Source organism: Afipia sp. 1NLS2, from assembly GCF_000178995.1.
GTDB lineage: Bacteria > Pseudomonadota > Alphaproteobacteria > Rhizobiales > Xanthobacteraceae > Afipia.
The window spans coordinates 765,761-787,124 of sequence record NZ_ADVZ01000001.1 but is presented as its reverse complement, the minus strand read 5'-3'; the positions used below and the strand labels follow the sequence as shown (position 1 = coordinate 787,124).

The 21,364-nt window shown below is 59.1% G+C and carries 30 protein-coding genes and 2 pseudogenes; 19 read left to right on the top strand and 13 right to left on the bottom strand.

The window, feature by feature from the left end:
* Positions 1-200 precede the first annotated feature (200 nt).
* The gene (locus tag AFIDRAFT_RS03775) at positions 201-2,336 is read right to left on the bottom strand and encodes a heavy metal translocating P-type ATPase (protein WP_009337768.1); all 2,136 of its coding nucleotides are present in this window, start codon (positions 2,334-2,336) and stop codon (positions 201-203) included.
* Positions 2,337-2,404: 68 nt separating this feature from the next.
* Here AFIDRAFT_RS03775 and AFIDRAFT_RS19260 point away from each other — a divergent pair, with 68 nt between their 5' ends.
* Positions 2,405-2,827 carry a MerR family transcriptional regulator gene (locus tag AFIDRAFT_RS19260; RefSeq protein WP_009337767.1) on the top strand — a complete coding sequence of 141 codons (423 nt, stop codon included), beginning with the start codon at positions 2,405-2,407 and terminating at the stop codon, positions 2,825-2,827.
* Between the two features lie 117 nt (positions 2,828-2,944).
* Here AFIDRAFT_RS19260 and AFIDRAFT_RS20120 read toward each other — a convergent pair whose 3' ends face one another.
* From AFIDRAFT_RS20120 to AFIDRAFT_RS03760, 3 genes are read right to left on the bottom strand one after another with little or no spacing between them, the layout of a single operon-like run.
* On the bottom strand, positions 2,945-3,175 hold the full coding sequence (locus AFIDRAFT_RS20120) for a GDCCVxC domain-containing (seleno)protein (protein WP_083801616.1): 231 nt from the start codon (positions 3,173-3,175) through the stop codon (positions 2,945-2,947).
* Entirely contained in the window at positions 3,175-3,465 is a 291-nt protein-coding gene (locus tag AFIDRAFT_RS03765; RefSeq protein ID WP_009337766.1) for a cation transporter, read from the bottom strand. The genes AFIDRAFT_RS20120 and AFIDRAFT_RS03765 overlap by 1 nt, the downstream gene beginning before the upstream one ends.
* Positions 3,466-3,479: 14 nt before the next feature.
* Positions 3,480-3,860: a mercuric transporter MerT family protein gene (locus tag AFIDRAFT_RS03760; RefSeq protein ID WP_009337765.1), complete on the bottom strand. Its 381-nt coding sequence runs from the start codon at positions 3,858-3,860 to the stop codon at positions 3,480-3,482.
* Positions 3,861-3,910: 50 nt separating this feature from the next.
* Here AFIDRAFT_RS03760 and AFIDRAFT_RS03755 point away from each other — a divergent pair, with 50 nt between their 5' ends.
* Positions 3,911-4,345, top strand: a complete 435-nt coding sequence (locus AFIDRAFT_RS03755) for a MerR family transcriptional regulator (RefSeq protein ID WP_009337764.1) — start codon at positions 3,911-3,913, stop codon at positions 4,343-4,345.
* Positions 4,346-4,470: 125 nt separating this feature from the next.
* On the opposite strand, the gene AFIDRAFT_RS03750 is transcribed toward AFIDRAFT_RS03755, so the two are convergent.
* Together AFIDRAFT_RS03750 and AFIDRAFT_RS03745 are read right to left on the bottom strand one after the other, a co-directional pair.
* Positions 4,471-4,818 carry a cupredoxin domain-containing protein gene (locus AFIDRAFT_RS03750; protein ID WP_009337763.1) on the bottom strand — a complete coding sequence of 116 codons (348 nt, stop codon included), beginning with the start codon at positions 4,816-4,818 and terminating at the stop codon, positions 4,471-4,473.
* A 24-nt stretch (positions 4,819-4,842) separates the two neighbouring features.
* Positions 4,843-5,742, bottom strand: coding sequence for a DUF6662 family protein (locus tag AFIDRAFT_RS03745; protein WP_156786839.1), 900 nt, complete (start codon positions 5,740-5,742; stop codon positions 4,843-4,845).
* Positions 5,743-5,887: 145 nt separating this feature from the next.
* On the opposite strand from AFIDRAFT_RS03745, the pseudogene AFIDRAFT_RS03740 reads away from it, so the two are divergent.
* The 3 genes and pseudogenes from AFIDRAFT_RS03740 to AFIDRAFT_RS03735 form a co-directional block, all read left to right on the top strand.
* A pseudogene (locus tag AFIDRAFT_RS03740) lies at positions 5,888-6,064 on the top strand (copper-binding protein); the annotation flags it as partial.
* A gap of 412 nt (positions 6,065-6,476) precedes the next feature.
* Positions 6,477-6,677, top strand: a pseudogene (locus AFIDRAFT_RS19955) (PepSY domain-containing protein); the annotation flags it as partial.
* A complete protein-coding gene (locus AFIDRAFT_RS03735; protein ID WP_040298034.1) occupies positions 6,678-7,235 on the top strand; it encodes a cytochrome b/b6 domain-containing protein in 558 nt (185 codons plus the stop codon).
* A 355-nt stretch (positions 7,236-7,590) separates the two neighbouring features.
* Here AFIDRAFT_RS03735 and AFIDRAFT_RS03730 read toward each other — a convergent pair whose 3' ends face one another.
* The 4 genes from AFIDRAFT_RS03730 to AFIDRAFT_RS03720 all read right to left on the bottom strand — a co-directional run bounded on the left by AFIDRAFT_RS03730 (position 7,591) and on the right by AFIDRAFT_RS03720 (position 9,573).
* Positions 7,591-7,785: a hypothetical protein gene (locus tag AFIDRAFT_RS03730; protein ID WP_009337759.1), complete on the bottom strand. Its 195-nt coding sequence runs from the start codon at positions 7,783-7,785 to the stop codon at positions 7,591-7,593.
* A gap of 327 nt (positions 7,786-8,112) precedes the next feature.
* Positions 8,113-8,430: a YMGG-like glycine zipper-containing protein gene (locus AFIDRAFT_RS19245; protein WP_009337758.1), complete on the bottom strand. Its 318-nt coding sequence runs from the start codon at positions 8,428-8,430 to the stop codon at positions 8,113-8,115.
* Positions 8,431-8,522: 92 nt separating this feature from the next.
* A complete protein-coding gene (locus AFIDRAFT_RS03725) occupies positions 8,523-8,825 on the bottom strand; it encodes a hypothetical protein (RefSeq protein WP_009337757.1) in 303 nt (100 codons plus the stop codon).
* A gap of 196 nt (positions 8,826-9,021) precedes the next feature.
* Entirely contained in the window at positions 9,022-9,573 is a 552-nt protein-coding gene (locus AFIDRAFT_RS03720; RefSeq protein WP_009337756.1) for a Chromate resistance protein ChrB, read from the bottom strand.
* A 51-nt stretch (positions 9,574-9,624) separates the two neighbouring features.
* Between AFIDRAFT_RS03720 and AFIDRAFT_RS03715 the strand changes: the two genes are divergently transcribed.
* The 3 genes from AFIDRAFT_RS03715 to AFIDRAFT_RS03705 are packed head-to-tail and all read left to right on the top strand — an operon-like array spanning position 9,625 to position 12,456.
* Positions 9,625-10,341: an ABC transporter ATP-binding protein gene (locus tag AFIDRAFT_RS03715; protein ID WP_040297779.1), complete on the top strand. Its 717-nt coding sequence runs from the start codon at positions 9,625-9,627 to the stop codon at positions 10,339-10,341.
* Entirely contained in the window at positions 10,338-11,261 is a 924-nt protein-coding gene (locus tag AFIDRAFT_RS03710) for an efflux RND transporter periplasmic adaptor subunit (RefSeq protein WP_009337754.1), read from the top strand. The genes AFIDRAFT_RS03715 and AFIDRAFT_RS03710 overlap by 4 nt, the downstream gene beginning before the upstream one ends.
* Position 11,262: 1 nt before the next feature.
* Positions 11,263-12,456, top strand: coding sequence for an FtsX-like permease family protein (locus AFIDRAFT_RS03705; RefSeq protein ID WP_009337753.1), 1,194 nt, complete (start codon positions 11,263-11,265; stop codon positions 12,454-12,456).
* A gap of 1,150 nt (positions 12,457-13,606) precedes the next feature.
* Here AFIDRAFT_RS03705 and AFIDRAFT_RS20115 read toward each other — a convergent pair.
* Together AFIDRAFT_RS20115 and AFIDRAFT_RS03695 are read right to left on the bottom strand one after the other, a co-directional pair.
* Positions 13,607-13,816, bottom strand: coding sequence for a GDCCVxC domain-containing (seleno)protein (locus AFIDRAFT_RS20115; protein WP_083801613.1), 210 nt, complete (start codon positions 13,814-13,816; stop codon positions 13,607-13,609).
* Between the two features lie 26 nt (positions 13,817-13,842).
* Positions 13,843-14,301, bottom strand: a complete 459-nt coding sequence (locus AFIDRAFT_RS03695; protein ID WP_009337751.1) for a DUF6789 family protein — start codon at positions 14,299-14,301, stop codon at positions 13,843-13,845.
* Positions 14,302-14,454: 153 nt separating this feature from the next.
* On the opposite strand from AFIDRAFT_RS03695, the gene AFIDRAFT_RS03690 reads away from it, so the two are divergent.
* Together AFIDRAFT_RS03690 and AFIDRAFT_RS03685 are read left to right on the top strand one after the other, a co-directional pair.
* Entirely contained in the window at positions 14,455-14,784 is a 330-nt protein-coding gene (locus AFIDRAFT_RS03690; protein WP_009337750.1) for a hypothetical protein, read from the top strand.
* Positions 14,781-15,413 carry a TlpA disulfide reductase family protein gene (locus AFIDRAFT_RS03685; RefSeq protein ID WP_009337749.1) on the top strand — a complete coding sequence of 211 codons (633 nt, stop codon included), beginning with the start codon at positions 14,781-14,783 and terminating at the stop codon, positions 15,411-15,413. The genes AFIDRAFT_RS03690 and AFIDRAFT_RS03685 overlap by 4 nt, the downstream gene beginning before the upstream one ends.
* A gap of 13 nt (positions 15,414-15,426) precedes the next feature.
* Here the strand turns inward: AFIDRAFT_RS03685 and AFIDRAFT_RS03680 are convergent, their stop codons facing one another.
* A complete protein-coding gene (locus AFIDRAFT_RS03680) occupies positions 15,427-15,987 on the bottom strand; it encodes a peroxiredoxin-like family protein (RefSeq protein WP_009337748.1) in 561 nt (186 codons plus the stop codon).
* A gap of 150 nt (positions 15,988-16,137) precedes the next feature.
* On the opposite strand from AFIDRAFT_RS03680, the gene AFIDRAFT_RS03675 reads away from it, so the two are divergent.
* The 9 genes from AFIDRAFT_RS03675 (at position 16,138) to AFIDRAFT_RS03640 (ending at position 21,339) form a co-directional block, all read left to right on the top strand.
* Complete coding sequence (locus AFIDRAFT_RS03675) at positions 16,138-16,518, top strand: thioredoxin family protein (RefSeq protein WP_009337747.1); 381 nt, start codon at positions 16,138-16,140, stop codon at positions 16,516-16,518.
* A 1-nt stretch (position 16,519) separates the two neighbouring features.
* The gene (locus AFIDRAFT_RS03670; RefSeq protein ID WP_009337746.1) at positions 16,520-17,239 is read left to right on the top strand and encodes a cytochrome c biogenesis CcdA family protein; all 720 of its coding nucleotides are present in this window, start codon (positions 16,520-16,522) and stop codon (positions 17,237-17,239) included.
* Positions 17,240-17,278: 39 nt separating this feature from the next.
* Positions 17,279-17,383, top strand: a complete 105-nt coding sequence (locus tag AFIDRAFT_RS20480) for a DUF6969 family protein (RefSeq protein ID WP_502685477.1) — start codon at positions 17,279-17,281, stop codon at positions 17,381-17,383.
* A 103-nt stretch (positions 17,384-17,486) separates the two neighbouring features.
* A complete protein-coding gene (locus AFIDRAFT_RS03665) occupies positions 17,487-17,828 on the top strand; it encodes a BufA1 family periplasmic bufferin-type metallophore (protein WP_009337745.1) in 342 nt (113 codons plus the stop codon).
* Positions 17,829-17,876: 48 nt separating this feature from the next.
* Complete coding sequence (gene bufB / locus AFIDRAFT_RS03660; protein WP_009337744.1) at positions 17,877-18,764, top strand: MNIO family bufferin maturase; 888 nt, start codon at positions 17,877-17,879, stop codon at positions 18,762-18,764.
* Positions 18,748-19,536 carry an HvfC/BufC N-terminal domain-containing protein gene (locus tag AFIDRAFT_RS03655; RefSeq protein WP_009337743.1) on the top strand — a complete coding sequence of 263 codons (789 nt, stop codon included), beginning with the start codon at positions 18,748-18,750 and terminating at the stop codon, positions 19,534-19,536. The genes bufB and AFIDRAFT_RS03655 overlap by 17 nt, the downstream gene beginning before the upstream one ends.
* Positions 19,533-20,045 (top strand): DoxX family protein, encoded by a 513-nt coding sequence (locus tag AFIDRAFT_RS03650; RefSeq protein ID WP_009337742.1) that lies wholly within the window; start codon positions 19,533-19,535, stop codon positions 20,043-20,045. Before AFIDRAFT_RS03655 ends, AFIDRAFT_RS03650 begins: the two co-directional genes overlap by 4 nt.
* On the top strand, positions 20,042-20,674 hold the full coding sequence (locus AFIDRAFT_RS03645; RefSeq protein ID WP_009337741.1) for a sigma-70 family RNA polymerase sigma factor: 633 nt from the start codon (positions 20,042-20,044) through the stop codon (positions 20,672-20,674). Before AFIDRAFT_RS03650 ends, AFIDRAFT_RS03645 begins: the two co-directional genes overlap by 4 nt.
* Positions 20,671-21,339, top strand: a complete 669-nt coding sequence (locus tag AFIDRAFT_RS03640) for an NrsF family protein (protein WP_009337740.1) — start codon at positions 20,671-20,673, stop codon at positions 21,337-21,339. The genes AFIDRAFT_RS03645 and AFIDRAFT_RS03640 overlap by 4 nt, the downstream gene beginning before the upstream one ends.
* The last annotated feature ends 25 nt before the right edge of the window (positions 21,340-21,364 follow it).

The window sequence follows — 21,364 nt, the reverse complement described above, 5'->3', positions numbered from 1 at the left end:
TTATGCCCCAGGAATGCTTGGCGACCGAGCGGCCGTAATCTTTGCTGATCCTGATGAGATAGGAAAATTCATCCAGCGGAAATGCTAGAGATGGCTTCCTTGGTATCTTTAGAGAGCACATTCGAGCCGAAAATCGCTTGATCGTACAAGCATCCGCACGCGAAACTTAGCAATGACGTCAAACGTTGCCGTTATCCTGCTTACGATTTGAATTCGAAGCGCAACAGCCGTAGCGCGTTTGCGGTCACCAATACGGTCGCACCGGTATCGGCCAATATAGCCATCCAGAGCGGCGTTACGCCGAAAAGCGTGGTGACGAGAAAAACACTCTTCAGACCGAGCGCAAGTGCGATGTTCTGCCAAATATTGGAGAGCGTCGCGCGCGATAACGCAATCAACTCGGCAACGCCGGCGACACGGTTTTTCAGGAGAGCCGCGTCCGAGGTCTCCAAAGCAACGTCGGTCCCTCCTCCCATGGCGATACCGACCGAGGATGCGGCAAGCGCAGGTGCATCATTGATGCCGTCGCCGACCATGGCGATTGGGCCGTCGCTCTTATAGGCCGCGATTGCGGCAAGCTTAGCGTCCGGCAATAGTTCTGCTCTGGCCTCAAGGCCGAGTGCGCTGCCGATCGCAGCGGCGGTGCGAGCATTGTCACCCGTCAGCATAATCGCGTGAACACCAAGTGCGCGCAGCTTCGCAAGGCCATCAGAGGCGTCAGGGCGTGGCTCGTCGCGCAATGCGACCAGTCCGAGGAGATGCTTGCCCTCGCTGACCACAACGACTGTCTTGCCTTGGCTCTCCAGCGCTTCGATCCGCTTCTTGATCTCGTCTGATATGTCGCTCTGCTCGGCTGCGTGGCGAGGCGACCCCACAGAGACGAAACCAGACTTGAGGCGGGCGGTGACCGCCTTGCCGGGCGTCGCGATCCCACCGCCAAATGCCTGCGGAATATTGAGGCCTCGCCTTTCCGTCTCGGCGACGATGGCCGCTCCAAGCGGATGACTAGAGCCGCGCTCGACGGCGGCGGCTTTCGCCAGCATCTCGGCCTCGGTGCCCGCGATCACGACAATGTCTGTGACCAGCGGGTGTCCGCTGGTCAGCGTGCCGGTTTTGTCAAAGGCAACGGTTTTGATCTTGCCGAGTGTTTCCAAGGCCGCACCACCTTTGACGAGGAGGCCGCGTCGGGCGCCGCTTGCCAGCCCCGACGCGATTGCGGCTGGGGTTGAGATGACCAATGCACAGGGACACGCGATTAGAAGCACCGCCAACCCGCGATAGATCCAAGTGAACCAATCGGCGCCAATCAGCAGTGGGGGGACGAGGACGACGAGCGCCGACAGGGTCATTGCTATTGGCGTGTACCAGCGACTGAAGCGATCGATAAAACGAGCTGTCGGTGCCTTTGAGCCTTGCGCTTCCTCGACCATGTGGATGATGCGGGCAATCGTGTTGTCGGCCGCCGTTCGAGTGATCTCGACGCGTAACTCGCCATTAGCATTGATGCTGCCAGCGTAAATTTTTGACCCTGGCTCCTTGCCGACCGGTACAGATTCGCCGGTGACGGGTGCCTCATTGACCTCCGATATACCCTCGATCACGGTTCCATCCGAGGGGGCACGGTCCCCGGGACGGATGATCACGGTGTCACCGACGAGAATATCTTCAACCGGCACCGTCTCCACGCTCGAGCCGCTTTGGCGAAGCGCCGTGCGCGGGACCAAGTCTATCAACGCCTTGATGCCAGCACGCGCCCGGCCAGCTGCGACACCTTCCAGCAATTCGCCGACCGCAAACAGAAACACAACAACAGCAGCTTCTTCCGCTGCGCCGATCGCGACGGCGCCGATCGCAGCGATCGACATCAGCATCTCAATGCTGAATGGGGTGCCTGACGCCGCGCCGGCGAACGCACGCCGACCAATCGGGAGCAGGCCAATCAGCGCCGCGGCCGTATAGGCCCTATTTGACCAAGTGGGCTCGACATCGGAGATCGCGAAAGCGAGCATTAGCAAGACGCCGGTGCCGATCACTAACCGTCCTTTAGACGACGACCACCATGCGCTTTCCGTCACGTCACGATTATCGTCGTGGAGCGAAGAGGCGATTGATCCGGATGGATCGACAGGTGCATATCCGAGCGCCTTGATCTTGGCCTCGATCGCATGCCGAGAGGTGCGGTCTTCGTCGACCACCAGGGAAAGGGACTGCAAGCTATAGTTGACGTCGATGTCGCTGACGCCTGGTAGCCGCTTCATCGCGTTCTCAATTTTCACGGCACAGGCGCCGCAGTCCATGCCTTCGACGCGCAGCTTCAACGAAATGGCGGCTGCCATTGGGATCACCTCGACAAGTTCGACATGACCACTCATATGGACCCTGTAGTAACTATAGGGTCAAGGCCATGACAAACGACTTCCTGGCGATTGGCGAGCTGGGGCGCAGAACTGACACCAAAGTCGAGACCATCCGCTATTACGAGCGGATCGGTCTGCTTGCCGCGCCAGGCCGGACGGCCAGCAATTATCGAGCATACGGTGCAGAGCACCTGAATCGCCTCAGCTTCATACGACGCTCGCGAGACCTTGGATTTTCGCTCGACCAAGTTCGCGCATTGCTCGATTTGGCCGACCAGCGCGACCTGTCTTGCGGTGCCGTCGATGCCATTGCCAAAGAGCATCGAGCCGAGGTCGATCGAAAGATCGCTGACTTGCGCGCGTTGCGTCGGGAGCTGGACAGCATGATCGATCAATGCCGCTGCGGCACAGTTGCCGATTGCCGCATCATCGAAGCTCTATCACCCCAGGCTCAACTGCGACCAAGATAATTTGGCCTTTTCTCTTCCCGGATTGCCGGACGTGGACTCCACCCTGGGAATATAGAGGATGTGTCGCGAGTGGTGGTCGCGCGGCGCAGCTAGTCGCGCATATCAGTGTCAGTGCCGCTATCTACTTGCGCAGCAGGATACCCCGCCGCTCTCACCGGTGCGCTCAGCTTGAATGGGCGGGCACGGCACTGAGCCATACGAACAGAACACGCAGCAATCGCCCGACTTTGGCTTTAGCCTCGTGCCGCATCCGGTGCATTCATAGAAGAACTGACAGGCATCGGTCGGCATGGTCTCCGTTTTCGTGACCGAGCAGTGTGGACAAGTGATCGTCGATTGAAGGAGCATTACGATCCGCCCTTAGGTGCCGACGGGTATCCGGCCTTGGTGGTCGCCGAAGTCAGCTGGCTTACATCAGCTTTGGCATCGTCATAGACAACCGTTGCCGTCTTGTCCCTGTAGGACACTGCAACCTTGGCAACGCCGGAAACCGCTTCCAAGCTTCCCTTGACGATGGAGGGACACGCCGCGCAGTACATGTTCTCTACGGCTAACGTTACCGTCCTTTCCGCGGCCATCGCTGTTGGAGCGGCGACAATGGTGACGGCGAAGGCGGCATAACCGAGAACCTTATTCATGGGCATTTCTCCGATCACGGATTGAGAAAGAGAGGAGCGATGAAATCGAGACCGAGCGCGGCAACCACAAGGAGGGCTGCGAGGATGAGACTGGCCTTGACGATGCGCTTTGGTAAAGGACGCGCGCAGATATCTCCATCGGAGCAGGCGCGCCTTCCATAAACCAACCAATAGCCGTACGCCAAGAACGCGAGCGTCGCGGCTATAAAGTAGGGTTGGTAGGGAGCAAGCTGCGTGAAGTTGCTAATCCAAGCTCCGCTCACCCCGAGCCAAAACATAGCAAGAGGCAAGATACAACATGACGACGACACCAGCGCGCCCAGCAGGCCGCCTGCCGCCACTAGACGTTGTCGTCGCCCATTAGCGACAATGTGATCGGTCTGATTAATTTTCATGGGCTATATTATGCATCCTGTAGTGACTACAGAAGCAAGGAGCTTTGAACATGCCCTCGGTCACAGCTTCGCGAGTGGGAGGATCGGACGGAATACCGATTGGCGAATTGTCGCGACTGACTGGGGTCAATATCGAGACCATTCGCTACTACGAGAAGATCAAGATGCTACAACCGCCGGCTCGTACCGAAGGTGGCCGCCGTGTCTATGGACCAACCGAGACCCGTATGCTCGCCTTTATCCGACGCGGCCGCGAGCTTGGTTTCGGTCTCGAAGACATCCGCGCTCTGCTCGCTTTGGGAGGGCCAGGAAAGGCGTCATGCGCGGATGCGCGCAAGATCGCAGCGCACCATCTTGATGACATCCGCACCAAGATCGCCGACTTAAGAAAGCTCGAAAGACTGCTTGCAAAAACAATCGCACAATGTTCCGGAAGCAGGGCGCCAGATTGCCCCGTCTTGGACGTTCTCGATGTCAGACGTTAGAAAGCGCTCGCAAGATACAGCGCACACAGATCGTTGGAAGTAAACTCAAACCTACATACTCCAGCGCAGCCATGCTTTGCCTAGTCGGATTCGTGACGGATCTACTTCGCGTAATCCGCTGCCGGTTATTCGACGGTCAGGGTGCCATCCGCCTTGCCGCCAAAGTCGTCGTAGAAGTCATACTTTCCCGGTTTGAGCGGCCGCAGATTGATGACGCCTTCGCTCTTCGCGTCGATGACTTTTTCCACCCGCAGAGCAGCACTCTCGAACTCCATCGACTTGGCATTGAGATTCTTGACCGTAAGCGCCAATGGCGTGTTGGCCGGCGCATGCAAGGCTGACGGCTGAAACTTGCCGTTCGCGTAAGTTACCGTCAGGCTTTTGGCCTGTTGGGCGTGAGCAATCGGCAGAGATGTGGCGATGCCGAAAGCCGCTGAAGCGGCGACGAGAAGGACAGTGCGTGCAAATGACATGAAAGATACCTCCGATGTTGGATGTCAGAATTCGACAGCGAATTTGAGTCGCGCGCGATTGCGTTGAAACTCGGCGAGATTGAGTGAAACCGGATTGCCAATCTCGCGGCCCCAGACCTGAGTGTTCCAGGCCGCAGTCATGAACATCTTCGGCGCAAGGCGGACGTAGAGTGTAGGTCCGAGCATCACCGCGTCGCCGGTGAAGTCCCGTAGGCCAATGCTGTCGTAGTGCCGCAGATACCAGACCTCGCCGCCGATCACGACGTTCGGCGCAATTCGCCATGATAGAGCGGTCGAACCACCGAACTTGGCTTCACGCGCGGTCTCGCCAAGCACGGTACGCGTGACCTCGGGTTCGTAGAGCAGATTGAAACCCGCAAATAGCCTGTTTTTGACCAATTCGAGATCGGCATTGATGGTGGTCTCGAATTCGAAGTTGTGCACCCGCTCGCCACCGGTTTCATCGATGCGGCGGAATGTCGGCTCGACCGCCAGCGTCACCGCGAGCGGATTGCTCGACGTGCGCTCGATCGCGAGATAGCGGAATTCGGCAAATCCGCCGCTGACCGCCACCTGCCGCAGGTTGTCCAGATCGGGGACGCCGTTGATGTTATGGGTCGCCCCCAGCATGCCGAACTCGATCTGGATAAATTGCGTCGGCGTAAATTCTAACTCGTACTTGGTCTCGCTGGCCCGATAACTACCTTCGCGTTTGCCGAAGCGGCCGACGGTATCGACCGTGAATTCCTTCTCACCCTCCAGCCCAATGCCGGAGCCCGTGGTGAAGCCGAAGATGTACTTGGTCTCGATATCGCGCCAAGCGCTATAATCCTCCGCTTGAGCGATGCTGCTCTGCGCCAAAATGCTGGATAGAAGCGCCCCTCCAGCCAGCGCAGTGCGCACTAGCGTTCCTTTCTTTCCCATGTTTATCCCCCAATAGACGCGCATGGGGTGGCACGACAAAGTGTCGCAGGCAAAGAGAAGCGCTCTAAACTAGACAGATTCTAACTTGATCTCAGTGCGGCGCCCGTTAAGCGCGCTGCACGGCAAACCAGACGCCAGACGTTAGATCACACTTAAGCACGGCCCAATCAAAAGCCTCGATATGGACGAAGGCATGACGACGGTCTCCCGCGTTAAGGACCAGTCTATGCTGAAGCAGGTTAAGGCTGGGGACAAAATTCGCTTCACCGCGGAGCGCAGCAGCGAAGGGATTACGCTCACCAAAATTGAAAAGAGCAAGTAATCCGATGAACCGTCCGCCGCTGTTAGCTAATCAACTGCGGCGGACTCGCCCGCAAGGTACGCTTTGACAGCGACAGCAGTCGAAACAGCGGGGCTGTGCAGACGACGAGTATTGTTATCCTGCGTCAAGCATACATCTGCTCATCGAGTGAAAAGGCGATGGGCATTCAAATTTAAAATCATTCTAAGTGATTGCCGCAAGTCAGTCATTTGCTGGGATTATTGAGCATGCTTGTCGTTACTGGGACCGCGTGCCGCAGCCCGATCAGCAGAGCGCCAGTCCGATTTCGCGCTAGAACAAAATCCAGACTCTCGTGCAGAACTCGCTGTGGCAAACAATTCCTCGAATTAAATCATGGAGACGCAATTATGAAGATCGCAATGCCTTTGGCTTTGGCCGCCGGCTTTTCACTGGCTTTGGGGGAGCTTGTTTTGCCGATGGATTTAAAGATTGCACAAAGCTCGAGAAGGCGAAGTGGAAGCCTGCGAGCGAAGCGGAAGCAAAGGCCAGCGCCGCCGGCTACGAGGTGCGCCGTTCCAAAGTGGAAGGTACGTGTTACGAAGTTTACGGCGTAAAAGATGGAAAGCTGTTCGAGCTATTTTACAGCCCTGATATGTCTACAGAGGACGATCATTCACGGTCCCATATTTACGTCTGGGACCAGCCGCTTCGGATTGTGCATTGGTCGTTAGCTGCGTCTATTGTCGTGGCGTGGTTGAGCGCGATCGTTTTCGACTCGTTGCATAGGCAGGCTGGATATGTCGCAATCGGTCTTGTCGCATTCCGGATTATCTGGGGTTTCGTAGGGTCCGATTCCGCGCGCCTCAGCCGGCTGACATTTCTATTGCCCAATGCAATCCGGTTTCTGCGCAGACTCATGCGGGGGCGAACTGGCGGTTACGTCGGCCTCAACCCCGCAGGAGCTGTGATGCTTGTGGCATCGCTTGGCCTGACGTTGATTTCGGGCGTCAGCGGGTGCATGCAGATTACCGTTAGGTTTTTCGGTGTTGCCTGGGTTCAGGTGCTGCACACTTGGTCATCTTACGCCCTGCTTGCCTTGGTAGGCGTGCATATTCTGGGTGTCGCAGTGGTTAGCATTATGCAGCGCCAAAACCTCGTCGTTGCGATGTTCACCGGAAGAAAAAAGAGAATACATCTCAAGCGCACATAATCGGCCAGGAAAGGCATTTGATACTCATCGTGATGCGCTGCAGGCTCGATAAAAATAATTAGGTGCGAACATCCTTTTCATTAGAGCGCCACTTGTCAGACTCATTGAAATTGAGGATCGCAATTCCTCGTCGAGTGGCCATCGATCGTACATTCGCGACGCTTCGATTTAGCGCTGCCGCAATGTGGTAAGCTGAGCATCCACCGTCAGCGTAAGCACGCAATTTCCGGAGCTCGATTTCGGTCCAGTTATTGCTTTGCGTGATTCGCACCACGTTGCCCTCCTGTGGCACTGAGCGGCAGAATTCGGCGGATGCAGAAAACTTAAACGCGAAGGTCCTCGCAGAGCTAATCGATCACACTCCATCACACCGCGCAATTTCAACCGCGGCTTCGCGGAGTTTATCGTAACCACGGACACCGGTAGCTGCGGTACGCAAGATGTGTTCGGCCATCAAAGCCTTGGTCGGTGAATCTGCCTGGATCTCGGCACTTGCGTCGTCAAGCACCGCACGCAGATGCTGGATTGTTTCCGACGAGAATTGAAACATCGTGGCCTCCTCTGTCGAGGCGGATGTATCGCAGACGTTTTTGTCGTCACCATTACGGAAATCAGGCAATCAATGGACGCAATAAAAATCTAATCTGAAAAAGTGATGGAACTTGATGCGAGGCTCAGTGCGCGAGCGCATCTACAATGCGACGCCTTAACCTCCCGTTCACCATCTAATGGGAGCCTAATCCAGCCTGAATGGCTGTCTCCGTCGTGTTCCGCGTACTAACCCGCCGCCACTGTCCCGGCGGCGGGTTTTTACGATCCATAGACAGCATTCGTATCACGCGGTGACGCGCTATTCCTTTTTCAACTCTATATGCGCTCAGTATCGCCCTCGATAGTAACGCTCGTCACATTCCGCGATATAGACGCTGCCGTCCGGTGCACGATAGCGACACATCGGCGGACCGTTGCGGTAAGGATTGGTTGAGTCGGCGACCGCTGCTCCAAGCAGGGCGCCGGCGCCAGCACCGAGAAGCGTACCACCAACACCACCACCAACAGCATTGCCGAGAAGCGCACCGGTTGCACCGCCCAATACAGCGCCGGTCGCCGTTCGCTGCTCTGGCGGGGTATTCGCGCAACCGGATAGCACTGTTGTAACGACCGCTGCTGCGATGAAGATCCTGAGCAGTTTCATCTAAAGGCTCCCTCTCGCGTGAAGCGTCGGAAACCACGCCTCACGTCATCAATATTGGGTGGTCTTCGTAAGAAAGGGCGATGGCTTATCGCTCAGTATCCGTACCAACCGCGATGCCAGCCACCATAACCGTAACCATAGCCGCCGTAATGGCGAGGACGATAGTAGCGACGGTATGGCCGATCATAGCCGTATCCATACCCATAGTAGCCATAGGGCCGGTAATAGTCCGGCCGTCGCCAGCAGCGCCCCCATTCGTCGCAGACCAATCGGACCTGGTCGATCGTTGATGCGACCGACGCCGATGGCCCGGCCGGCATCGCATTGGCGTCGGGAGCCATGACGAATGTGCCGACAGCCGCAAAGCCCATGAAAGCGAGAATGACCTTCCGCATAGAAACCTCCATCGTAGATGCGGAAACCTAGGCTTCCCAAAATTAATGGCGATTGAATGAATTGCGGACGGAACGTGGCTAGTAAATACCGTCTCTCAAGGAAGAATCCGTCGGACGATCGCTTGGCGCTATTTCTTCTCTCCTTCCGAATTACATCGCAAACTTTATCAATTGGCAGGACCGATTGTCACTACGCTCAATCCTTGGTGCGGTTTTCTTCCTGAGCGTCGAAGACACGCTGCGCATAACTCTCAAGCAATACTTCGCAATCTTTCAGCTTCTTCTCCGCTTCCGAAGCGAGTGGTGCACCGTAAAAATCGAGTCTCCTGATTTTCTCGAACCAGCCCTGGAGTTTCTTGAGATCGGCATCTTCTTCTTCAAGCTCGGCATATGTGAACTTGTTGATAGAAAACTCCTTCGCAATCTCTTTTTCGAAGCCTACGCATCGCCCAAGAAATTCACGGTACTGGTCGTCCCGATCTGCGTTGAAACGGTCGACGACTTTCTCCCCTTGCCCTTTGTCGAGCGCCACCGTCTTTAGGATGACCGCCTCGCCACCCATCTCCGCGACTTCGTTCTCAATCATCTTCAACTGTCGGACATGCGCATCGGTTTTCGGCAGCAGGCAAACTCCGTTTTGAAGATAGACCGCCCCCATCCCTTTCAGGCGACGCCATAGCGCAACGCGTCTGGCACCGGGTTCTGCGGGAACTTTGTAGGTCAATAGGAGCCAGTTAGGTTGTGACATTGCTACAATATAATGATACGACTGTTACAAAACAAGTAGAACGGCTGTGCCATGTGCTTTCTATCCTCAGTTGTGCGGTGTCGCCACCTAACGAAGACGGTTGGAGACGGTGCAGCTGCCGTCCGGGCTCTGCGAGGAGTCGATCTCGACGTCAAATCGGGCGAGGTTCTAATGATTATGGGACCCTCTGGATGTGGGAAGACCACTCTGCTTTCCGTGATTTCGACTCTGCTCGATTCCGATTCCGGGCTTTGCGAAGTCCTTGGGCGGGACCTCACCCGAATGACCGCTCAAGAACGCTCGAGCTTCCGCTGCACGACGGTCGGATTCGTTTTTCAGAGGTTCAATCTTTTGCCGGGCGTTTCGGTCCTCGACAACGTCACCGTCCCCCTTCTGATCAGCGGACATTCACGTAAAGGGGCCGAAGGCAGGGCCTTCAAGATTTTGGACGAACTGGGCCTTCGTGATCGCACTTCGGCATCACCCAACGAGCTGAGTGGAGGTCAACAGCAACGCATCGCTATCGCCCGTGCTCTCGTCCACAACCCCAGGCTCATCGTATGTGACGAACCGACGAGCGCGCTAGATCAAACCATGGGACAAACGGTGATGGAGACATTGCGCAGCCAAGCCCGGCAGACTGATCGTGCGGTGATCGTCGTGACCCACGATACACGCATCATGACCTACGCCGACCGGGTCACGCAGATGGAAGATGGGGCCATCATCGGCCGCAATAACGCGATCGAACTGGAAATGACGTCATGATCGGCAAGCATGTGTTGCCAATATTGGCGGTTGTAGGTTTGGTTGCCGCCGCCTTCGAAACGTTCACGGGTGAACACCGATATGTCTATTCAGCACCGGTTGCCCGCTCGGCTGAAGCACCCTTCACTTCGAATGTGGCAGGCACCGGCATTGTCGAAGCCAGCACAGAGAACATCGCGATCGGAACGCCGGTGTCAGGCGTTGTTGCCAGCGTACTTGTGAAGCCAGGCAACCACGTCCGTGCGGGTGATGCTCTCTTTAGGATCGACGATCGGGAGTTGAAGGCTCAACTTCTCCCGGCAGCCGCTCATGTCGGCGAAGCCGAGGCGATACTGGCCAAGGACAAGGATATTCTCGATCGCGGAGAGGCTCTGTCGAAGGCCAATAGGGACGCAATCAGCGTCGAAGAACTGCAGAAGCGGCGTCTCATCGTCGCGATTGATCAAGCTGCGTTAGATCGCGCTAAGGCCGACGTCGAACGTCTCAATATACTGCTATCAAGATACACTATTGTCTCGCCAGTGAACGGACTCGTGATGCAGGTCAAGATTCGCAACGGCGAATTTGCAACGACTGGTGTGCTCGACCCACCGTTGATGATCCTGGGCGGCGATGCACGATACCATGTTCGCGTGGACGTCGATGAGCAACAAGCGTGGCGGGTGAAACAAGGAGCTTCCGCAGTCGCTTTCGTCCGAGGAAATCCTGACCTTAAAACCTCGCTAAGGTTCGAGCGGTTGGAGCCCTTGGTGGTGCGCAAGGCATCCCTTACCGGCGAGAGCATCGAGCGCACCGACACAAGGGTGCTGCAGGTGATCTACAGCTTTGATCCGACCGCGCTGCCTGTCTATGCAGGTCAGCAATTGGACGTGTTCATCGATGCATCACCGAACCAACGCATTACCGGTGAGGTTCGATAAAATGTTGCGTCTGGGCATGAGGATGCTGATCGCCGACAGGCCCAGATATCTGGCGCTGGTGTTCGGCATTGCTTTCACGGCCTTTCTGGTCACATTCGCCGCGTCCTATTTCTGCGGGTTCATGACGCGCAGTTTTGCGCTGATCGCGGAGAATCCGACAGCAGACGTTTGGGTCATGGACCCGGCGGTTGCTACCCCCGAGCAAACCGTGAACCTGCCTAACGCTGCCCTAAACAGGGTCCGTAGTGTTGACGGGGTGTCGTATGCAACACCGATGATGCTTGGCTCTTCGCCCGTCCGGTTCGGCAACGGCCGGATCCAGGTGTTTCAGGTTATTGGCGTCGATGATGCGACGCTGGCTGGAACACCCGCTCTTCAGAAGGGCCTTTCACCGTCAGTGCTTCATCGTCCTGATGCTGCCGTTGCCGCAGCGGGGGGTACCGAGGGTAAGCTGGAGACCCCGACGAGACCGATCGACCTCTGGCCGACTGACGGTCCTCATCTTGATGTCCCAACCCGGCAGCTCGCAGCTGGCGACGAAATCGTGGTGAACGGACATCGCGTCAAGATCGAGGGAATCGTATCGGCCTTGCCGCGCTTTCCGCCACGGACCCTTCTTTATATGACGTTTGCCAATGCCTCGCGCGTTCTGCCCCCGGAGCGCCGTATCCTAACTTTTGTGCTGGTTAAGGCGGCATCAGATGTCCTGCCTCATGAACTTGCCATGCGTATTGAGGCATCAACGGGGTTGCGCGCAAGAACTGCACAGGATTTCCGGTCCGATATCGTCTGGTGGTTCCTGCTCAATTCCGAGGATGTCGGTGACGTCGTCTCAATGCTAGTGCTAGCGATAACTGTCGGCTTGGGGGTCGTGGGTGTGATGCTCTACATGTTCACTCACGCCAGCCTCAGCCAATACGCTGTCCTGAAAGCGATGGGTGCTACATCAAAGACATTGATATCGATCGTTTGCGCTCAGGTTGGATTTTGTGCGCTTGTTGGAACCGGTCTCGGCCTCGGCCTGTGCGCGCTTGCGGGCCAATTGGCAGACTCTCAAACATATCCCTTCCGAATGATGTGGTTCACTCCGTTGGTCGGCACCATTGCGATTCTCACGATAAGTCTTGTCGCCGCATTGATTTCTTTCCACCCAGTCGCGAAACTTCAGCCCGCAGTTGTATTCTCTACGAACTGATACAGAAGCCTCTCATCTTGTCGCGAGAGGCAACTCCTTCCGGATCTTAAGTACCAATGCTACATTAAAGCTAATCTTGATGTTGGCGTTCCAGGTTAATCTTGGAACCCCTCACAACCGAGACCTAAATCCAGTGTAATTGATTACATAGGGTCCGATGCTTGGACACATTGCTACCCCTAATGCAAAATCGCCCCTGAGTTTCTATCAGGGGCGAAGTTAAAATAGCGATGTAATTACCAAAAGCGGCGATGCCGCGAGTGCGACCAGCCACGATGGCGGCCGATATACCAACCGCGGTGCTTTCCACGATTCCCGTGCCAACCGCTATGACACGCGTCCGTGTCCACCTTTTACCTGAACCGCAAGAGTGTCAGGCGACAACAGATGATCCGCTGATAATGGTGCGGCTGTTGCGGACGTGCCCGCGACTAGCAGCGTAACGGTCGATGCAACGACGTATGTCTTCCAAGTTGCTCTCATTTTCATAAAGTTGCCCTCCTCAGTCGTGCAAATCCAACTGTTATGTAGCGATGCCTGAGAAGGGGCAACATTTTCATGGCAGATGCAGCGGATTGCGTGTCAGTTTAGTTCTGGGGCTGAAAGACACCTTGCGAAGGAAGTCGGCTTGGTTCCTTTCGGCGACGTGCCGGTGAAGGGACTACCTTAATTGGCAGCCCCTTCATGGATCACGCAGCTTTAGTGCTTGAGCTTACCAGGTGCATAGCCCGATGCTCCCGGGTGGCCGGACACTGATCCTTGGGTCTTCATTTGATGCCCGGGAGAGTAGCCAGACGCGCCGTGCGTGCCAGCAACGGGACCGCTGCTCTGAAATGAGTGACCCGGCGAAACCCCAGAGGCACCACCACCAGATCCTCCTCCACGGGCATAGGCCACCGACGTAGCAGCAATCAACGCGGCAGCGACAACGAAAATTTTTTTCATTTTATCCACCTCTCTCTTTGCGATGTCTCAGGCGCAATGAAATGAAGCTGCATGTTCAAATTAAGACGGGCATACCCATCAACGTGCAGATTTCCGTAGGCGTCGAAGACACAAGCCCTCACGTCGTATTGAAGCGTCGATGTCATTTCGTAACGTTCCTTGAGGGGCTTGGTCAGGTGCCTTCGACCGCCGTGAAGCAGGAATGCTAGGATTGCCTGCAACAAGCCTCGGAGTCCTGGCGCGGCGGGCACGGCACCATTCCGTAAGAGCAGAATACGCAGCAGTCGCCCTCCTTGGGCTTCAGGCGGACGCCGCAGTGCCTGCAGTCGTAGAAGAATTGGCAGGCGTCCGTCGGCATCCGCTCGGTCGACTCGTTGCCGCAGTTCGGGCACCGAATGGTGGAATCGAGGATCATGTCCGCCGCTATACTCGATCCGCGTTTCAGGTGCGAGCGCCCTGCAGGGCACCGGTATCTTCCGGCCGCTCGAGCGCATAGATGGCGCCGAGAACGAAGCCGAAGACGACGTGCAGCATCAGGGTCATGATCGGTGCCATCATCCCAAGATGGGATCCAAAGAGGCCGGCGCCGGCCATCGGCATCATCGCGGCCATCATGACGAACCAGGCACCGACGGCGAACACGATGCCCTTCAGCCAGTGGCTCTCGCCGGGGAGGTGGGGATTCAGCCACGCGACCAGCGTGCCCCAGAGCACCGTTCCGATCATGAAGTGCATCGCCCAGCCGACCGCCGGCGGTGCACCGAGCATGTCGGCAATCATCTTGATCGGATTGAGCTCGGGCATCACGCCCATCATTGCCTTCATCACCATGAGCGCGGAAAGGACAACAGTGGCGACGAAGCCCGCCCCCAGTCCCTTCATCCAATTTCCTGTAGTCATCGCATCTCCTCCATCTGTCCGTCGGCGACGGACCGTCACTGAACCGTTCGACGGGAGGGGCGGGATGGTTACGTCACACTTTGCGCGAACGACAGGTAACCTTTCGCCGGATGCGGCGAACCAATCCGTAGCTATAGGAGGGAAAGTCGAAGCATGTCGCGCCACGTCCGGATCACGCATCGAGCGAGCGGCGAGGTCATCGCGGAAGGGCCGATCGGCCTCTTCGGAATCACGCCTTTCGAAGGCAACTACTACATCGCGCGGAAGTACCTGAAGACCTCGCGGCTAAAGCCGAACTGGATTCCTGGGCTCTGCATCTACAAATTCTTGTACGTATGGCTCGATCTGCGTCTTCCGGACGGGACGAGCGAACCGTCGATCGGATGGTTGTACTGGCTGCCCAATCCGTTGTTCTTTTTCACGGCGTTCCGGCCGGCCGTGCCTCAATCGTCGCTTGCGTTGTTGGTACAGGAGATCGCATGAAGCAGGAGGCCGTCGGCACAGGTCCGGGCGCGCCGCGGATGCCGTCGCGCCGCGACGTGTTGCTGCGCGCGTTGGCCGGCATGGCCGCCGGACTCGTGTCGGGCGAAGCGGCCGCGATCGAAGCCGACGTTCCCAGGTTCGAATCCGGACGCTACCAGTTCACCATCCTTCGTCCCGCTCAGGAATTGCCGCCGCTGCGGCTGTTCCGCCTCGAAGGCGGCACGACGGATTTGTCTACGCTGCGCGGCAAGCCGATCCTTCTGAATTTCTGGGCGTCGTGGTGCGCTGCCTGCCGCATGGAGTTGCCGGCGCTCGACGAACTGTACCGTGGTCCCTGGCGGGGCAGAGTGCACGTCGCGGCGGTTTCGGAAGACCGGGGCCCGCGCGACGCGGTCATCCGGTTCGTCAAGTCGCTCAATCTGAAGGCGCTGCCGATCTTTCTCGATCCCAACGGATCCGTCGCGTACTCGGATGCCGACAACGTCAACAAGGCGCCATTCGCGCTCTACGGCATGCCGATCACCTACGCGATCTCGAGCTCGGGCACGGTCATCGGCTACATGCCAGGAGATGCGGACTGGTCGTCCGCTGCGGCGGACGGCCTCATCGCTTATCTGAGCAGAACGTAGCGGCGGCGACCCGCTAGGCCAACTTCCGGAGGTCCGCCACTTCGCCGCGAGCGGGATACTTGTTCTTCACGACGAAATCGATTGCCGGCAGGATGTCGGAGAAATGCGGACGCGCGAACGGCATCGTCTGCACGCTGCCGAAGTACAGGGTGCCGTCCGGTCTCACCAGGTAGATGGCAGGCTCCGAAAAAAGCGCCGGCTCATCGACGCCGGCCGACGTCTTGCCGTGCCCGGCCGACACGTACAGTCCCCAGCGCCGGGCGGCGGCGAGCGGGAGGCCGTAGCCGATGCGCAGCCGCGACAGTCCCCAGGTTTCCCGCGTCTGTTCTGCGCGTTCCTTGGAGTCGGTCGATACGGCCATGACGGCGACCCCGCGCTGTTCGAAATCGTCGAGCTTGGATTCAAGCTCCTTGATTTGCGTCTTGCAGATGGGACAATGAAGCCCACGATAGAAGACGACGAGCGTGAAGTTGGACGGCTGTTCGGATGCGAGATCAAATCGTCCGCCGCCGGCGAGATCAACGCGCAGGGGCGGGACGGTTTGGTTCGGAAAGAGAGGGACGAGATCCGTCATCGTGCATGTCCTTTCTGCGGAGCCTCGCGGTGATGTGTAGAGCACGCCGCGCCTGCGGGCATGTCCGATATTTTTCCGAGACCCACGTAACTTTTCCCCGTGCCCGGCGAACCTTGGCGTCGAGACGTCTCAGCAGCCAGGGAGAACCGCATGTCCTCGAACTTCCTTCGCAACGCCATTCTGATCGCCGCGGTCGTCGCGATGCCCTCGCTCGCCTGGGCGGCCGAACCCTACGACGCCAAGGCCTTTCAAGCTGCGCAGGCCGCGGGCAAGTCGATCCTCATCGACGTCACCGCGCCCTGGTGTCCGACCTGCAAGCAACAGAAGCCGATTGTGCAGGAGATCGAGAAGGAGCATCCGGGTCTCGTGGTGTACGACGTCGACTTCGATACCGCCAAGGAAGTGCTGCGGCAGTTTCGCGTCCAGTACCAGAGCACGTTGATCGTGTTCAAAGGATCGAAAGAAGTCGCGCGCTCCACCGGCGAGACCGCTCCGGCACCGCTGCGCGCGCTGGTGGCGAAGGCGTTCTGAGGTGTCCGCAAATCTCGCGCTCGGCTACGCCGCGGGGGCGCTATCGACGCTCTCGCCATGCGTGCTTCCGATCCTGCCGATCGTGCTGTTCGGCGCACTCGATCGGCATCTGTGGGGACCGGTCGCGCTCGCCGCGGGACTGGCGACTTCGTTCGCCGGAATAGGGATCGCGCTCGCGTCGGTCGGCTTCAGCGTCGGGATCGATCCCGAGACGCTGCGGCTCGCCGTCGCGGCAGTAATGGGCGCGGCTAGCGTGGTTCTTCTGGTGCCGACGCTGCAGGGCAAGGTGGCCTCCATGGCGTCGCCGCTTGCGGGCAAGGGCCAGGCCCTCCTCGACCGACTTCAGCCGTCCGGCATCTGGGGCCAGTTCGCGCTCGGCGCTGTGCTTGGCGTGATCTGGTCGCCGTGTTCGGGGCCGACGCTCGGCGCGGCCATCGGTCTTGCAGCCCAGGGCGACGATCTCGGTCGGGCCGCCGCGACGATGTCGGCGTTCGCGCTCGGAGCCGCGACACCGATTCTCCTGCTCGCCTACGGTTCGCGCCAGGCGATCATGGCCCGGCGGGACTGGATGGCGCGCGCCTCGCGCATCGGCAAACCGCTCATGGGGGCCGCCTTCTTCGGAATCGGACTCTTCGTGCTCACCGGCCTCGACAAGATCGTCGAGACCTCGCTGACGAAAGCCATGCCAGAATGGCTGGTGAATGTGACGACGCGACTGTGACGCCGCCGATTTTGAACCGAAGGAGAAAATGGCGCTGCGATATCCCATCTCGTTGCGATCTCGATAACGCGGACGGGAATGCCGGAGCGAGTGTTCCCCACGAACCGATGGGAGACGGCGGAGACCGCACATTTGCGAAGGTAACCTTTCGGACGTTGCGGCGAACATCGGTACAGACGGGAGTAACAGCCCGTCGGACTTGCGGCCATGCACTTCGCAAAGTCGCCCAGAACCTGGAGGAACTCGAATGTCCAATCGCACGCTTAACGCAATGGTGGCCGGCGCGTTCGCCGTCGCCATCGGAACGCTCGCCGCCACGTCCGCCACCGCGCAAAGCAAGGCCGACATGGAAAAGATGATGAAGGAGAAGCAGGCCCAGACCATGAAGGCGATGGCGGGCGGGAAAATGGAGAAGTGCTTTGGCGTCGCCCTGAAGGGACAGAATGACTGCTACGCCGGAGCTGGGACGACCTGCGCCGGCACCAGCGCCGTTGACTATCAGGGCAACGCGTTCAAGCTCGAGCCCAAGGGCACCTGCACCACGATGCACACGCCGAAGGGGGCCGGAAGCCTCACCCCGAAGGCCTGACGAAACCCGGGCGGGCGTGACGGCCCGCCTTCTATCCTTGAGGTCGCCATGCGCAATCCTTCGTCATCGCTAGAAGATCGCATACCGGCGCGCGCCGGCGTCGGCCTCAAGGCCGAGCACTATCGCACGATCATCGACACGTTGCCCGATGTGGGCTTCTTCGAGGTGCATGCGGAGAACTACATGGGCGCGGGAGGTCCGCCGCACCGGTATCTGTCGGCCATTCGGGAACGCTACCCGTTGTCTCTTCACGGCGTCGGACTCTCGATCGGGGCGGACCGGCCGCTCGACGAAGACCACATCGCGCGGCTGAGAGATATGAGGCGGCGCTACACGCCTGGCCTGTTCTCCGAGCATTTGGCGTGGTCCTCGCACGACGTGGGTTTCCTCAACGATCTGCTGCCGCTGCCATACACCGTCGAGACGCTCAAGCGGGTGGTCGAGCATATCGATCAGATCCAGACCGCGCTCGGCTGCGAGATGCTTCTTGAAAATCCGTCGACCTACGTCGCGTTCGCCGAGAGCGCCTACACGGAGACGGACTTCATCGCCGAGGTAGCCCGGCGCACCGGCTGCGGCCTGCTGCTCGACGTCAACAATGTCTTCGTCGCGTCGACCAATCAGCAGTGGAATCCAGTCGCCTACATCGAGGGGTATCCGCTCGCGCGCGTCAAAGAGATTCATCTCGCCGGCAATACCAGGCAGGAGGACGAGGAGGCGAGGCCGCTGCTCATCGACAGCCACGACCGTCCGGTCGAAGATGCTGTCTGGCATCTCTACGAACTGACGGCGCGGCTTATCGGCCCGGTGCCCACGCTGATCGAATGGGATGCTGACGTGCCGGCCTGGCCGACGCTCGCGCACGAAGCCGAACGGGCCGAGACGATCATGTTTGCCAACCGACTGGAGACGCCGCGTCATGCAGTCGCTCGCTGAGAGGCAACGCGCTTTTGCGGCCGCGTTGCTCGATCCCACGCTCCCGACGCCGGCCGGGCTAGTCGGCCCCGACGGAAGACCGAGTTCGCGGCGCTTTGCCGTCTATCGCAACAACGTGATCGTCGGCCTGACGCAGACATTGAAGGACGCCTATCCCGCCGTGCACCGCATCGTCGGGTCGGAATTCTTCAACACCTTGGCACGCGCCTATGTTGTCGTTGATTTGCCCCGGTCGCCGATGCTGTTCGACTACGGCGCGGGCCTCCCGGACTTCATCGGCCGGTTCAAACCCGCATCCGTGCTGCCATATCTGGCTGATGTGGCGCGCATCGAGCGGGCCTGGACGGAGGCTTATCACGCGGCCGAAGCCTTGCCGATCAGTCTTTCGGCGTTCGCGGACATCGCATCGGACCGACTTCCTGCCGTCACCTTGGTACTGCATCCGGCAGTCCGGATCGTACGCTCACCGTTTCCCGCGTTGACGATCTGGCAGATGAACGTCGAAGGCGGCGTTCCTGGTCCGGTCGATTTGGCGGTCGGCGGCGAAAACGCGCTTCTCGTCCGGCCGGAGGCCGGCGTGGAGATTCGATCGATTCCGAATGGCAGTCCGGAGTTCATCCATGCGCTCGCATCCGGAAGGCCGGTGCTTGCCGCTTTCGAGCAAGCTATTGCCGCCGACCCGAGTTTCGATCTTTCGGCGAATTTGTCAGATCTGATCCGGGTGGGCGCGGTGGTTGGTTTCGGGTTTGCGCAGAAGCCGCTACGGACATGAGCGCTTTTTCGACCATATCGACCATCGAAGATGTCGTGCAGGACCTCGTGGAGCGCCTCGCGCGGGTCGCCCTCGTTGTGGCGCCGCCGGTGCTTCGCATCGCTCTGGCGCTGCCGTTCTTCAAATCGGGATTGACGAAGTGGGACGGCTTCCTGTCTCTGTCGCCGGCGGCGTCGTTCCTCTTCGAAGATGAGTTCAAGCTGCACATCCTCGGACACGCGTACGATTTTCCTTTTCCCGCCGTGTTCGCGTACTTCGACGGTATCGCGGAGATCGTGCTGCCGGTCTTGCTGATCCTGGGATTCGCGACGCGTTTCAGCGCGCTTGCACTCCTGGTCATGACGGGAGTGATCCAACTGGTCGTGCCGGAGGGGTGGGCGAACTTCCACCTGCCGTGGGCGGCGCTCGCTGTGGCCCTCATGGCGATCGGTCCCGGCAAGCTTTCGCTCGACCATCTCGCCGCCTCGCTGTGTCGACGCCGTCGAGTCACTGACGGAGGCCGTCCATGACCGAGCGAAACGAGCGGCCTCCGCAACTCAGGCTCGTCGGCTGCGAAGGCGACGCCGCGCATGCCGTCCCCGGACCCACGATCCACGATACCGACTGGGCGATCCTGATGGCTCATGCCCAGGACGGCGACAGGTCGGCCTATCGGCGCCTCCTTCGGGAAATCACTCCCTACCTGCGTTCGCTGGCGGCGCGGCGGCATCGCGACCCCAGCGACGTCGAGGACGCGGTGCAGGACGTCCTGCTAACCGTCCACGCAATCCGGCACACATTCGATCCGACCAGGCCATTCGGCCCGTGGCTCGTGACGATCGCGAACCGGCGGTTCATCGACCGGCTCCGGCGGCAGGGACGCCGGCGCGACCGGGAAACGCCGCTGATACCAGAGCATGAAACCTTTGCCGAGCCTCAGGCGAACCTTGAAGAGACACCCGACAGACACGAACTCGAAAAGGCGATCGACGAGCTTCCCCCCATGCAGCGCAAAGCGGTACAACTACTCAAGCTCAAGGAGATGTCGCTGAAGGAGGCCTCGACCGCGAGCGGTATGTCGATCGCGGCACTGAAGGTGAACGTGCACCGGGCGGTGAAGCGCCTGCGGAAGATTCTCGGCGATCGGAGCGAACCATGATTGCGACACCCGATCTCATCGAATCTCTCTCGAAGAACTTGAAGCCGGTACGCCGGCTGCGTCCTCCGGTGACGCGCGCCGCGTGCTGGCTTCTGCTCGCGACGGTGGTCGTGGGTCTCGTGGCGGTCAGCCAGGGGATCCGTCCAGATCTCGCGACGCGGATTCACGATCTTTCGTTCGCCGCCGGCATGATCGGGGCGATCCTGACGGGCGTGCTCGCCGCGGTCGCCGCCTTCCTGGTGAGCCTGCCGGACCGCTCGCGCCTGTGGCTCCTTCTGCCGGCACCTGCAGTTGTTCTTTGGCTGGCGAATATCGGCTACCAGTGCCTCACGCAATGGGTATCGATGGGGCCGGACGGGGTCGGCCTCGGCGAGACGAGCCGATGTCTCGCCACGTTGGTGCTTACCGGCCTGCCGCTGTCGCTCGCGATGGTTATCATGCTGCGGTATGCGGCGCCGCTGCGCCCTACCGCGGTGGCGGTCATGGGGAGTCTGTCGGTGGCCGCGATCACCGCGACGGCCCTGTCGTTCTTCCATTCGGGAGATGCGACGCTCATGATCATCATGTTCAACATCGGGACGGCGATGATGTTCGTCGGTCTCGGGGGTCTGTTTGGACGCCGCATGATCCAATGGATCGCGCCGCGGCCCTCGATCCGCGACTAGCCGGTCGCCGCGCAGCTGCTCGCTG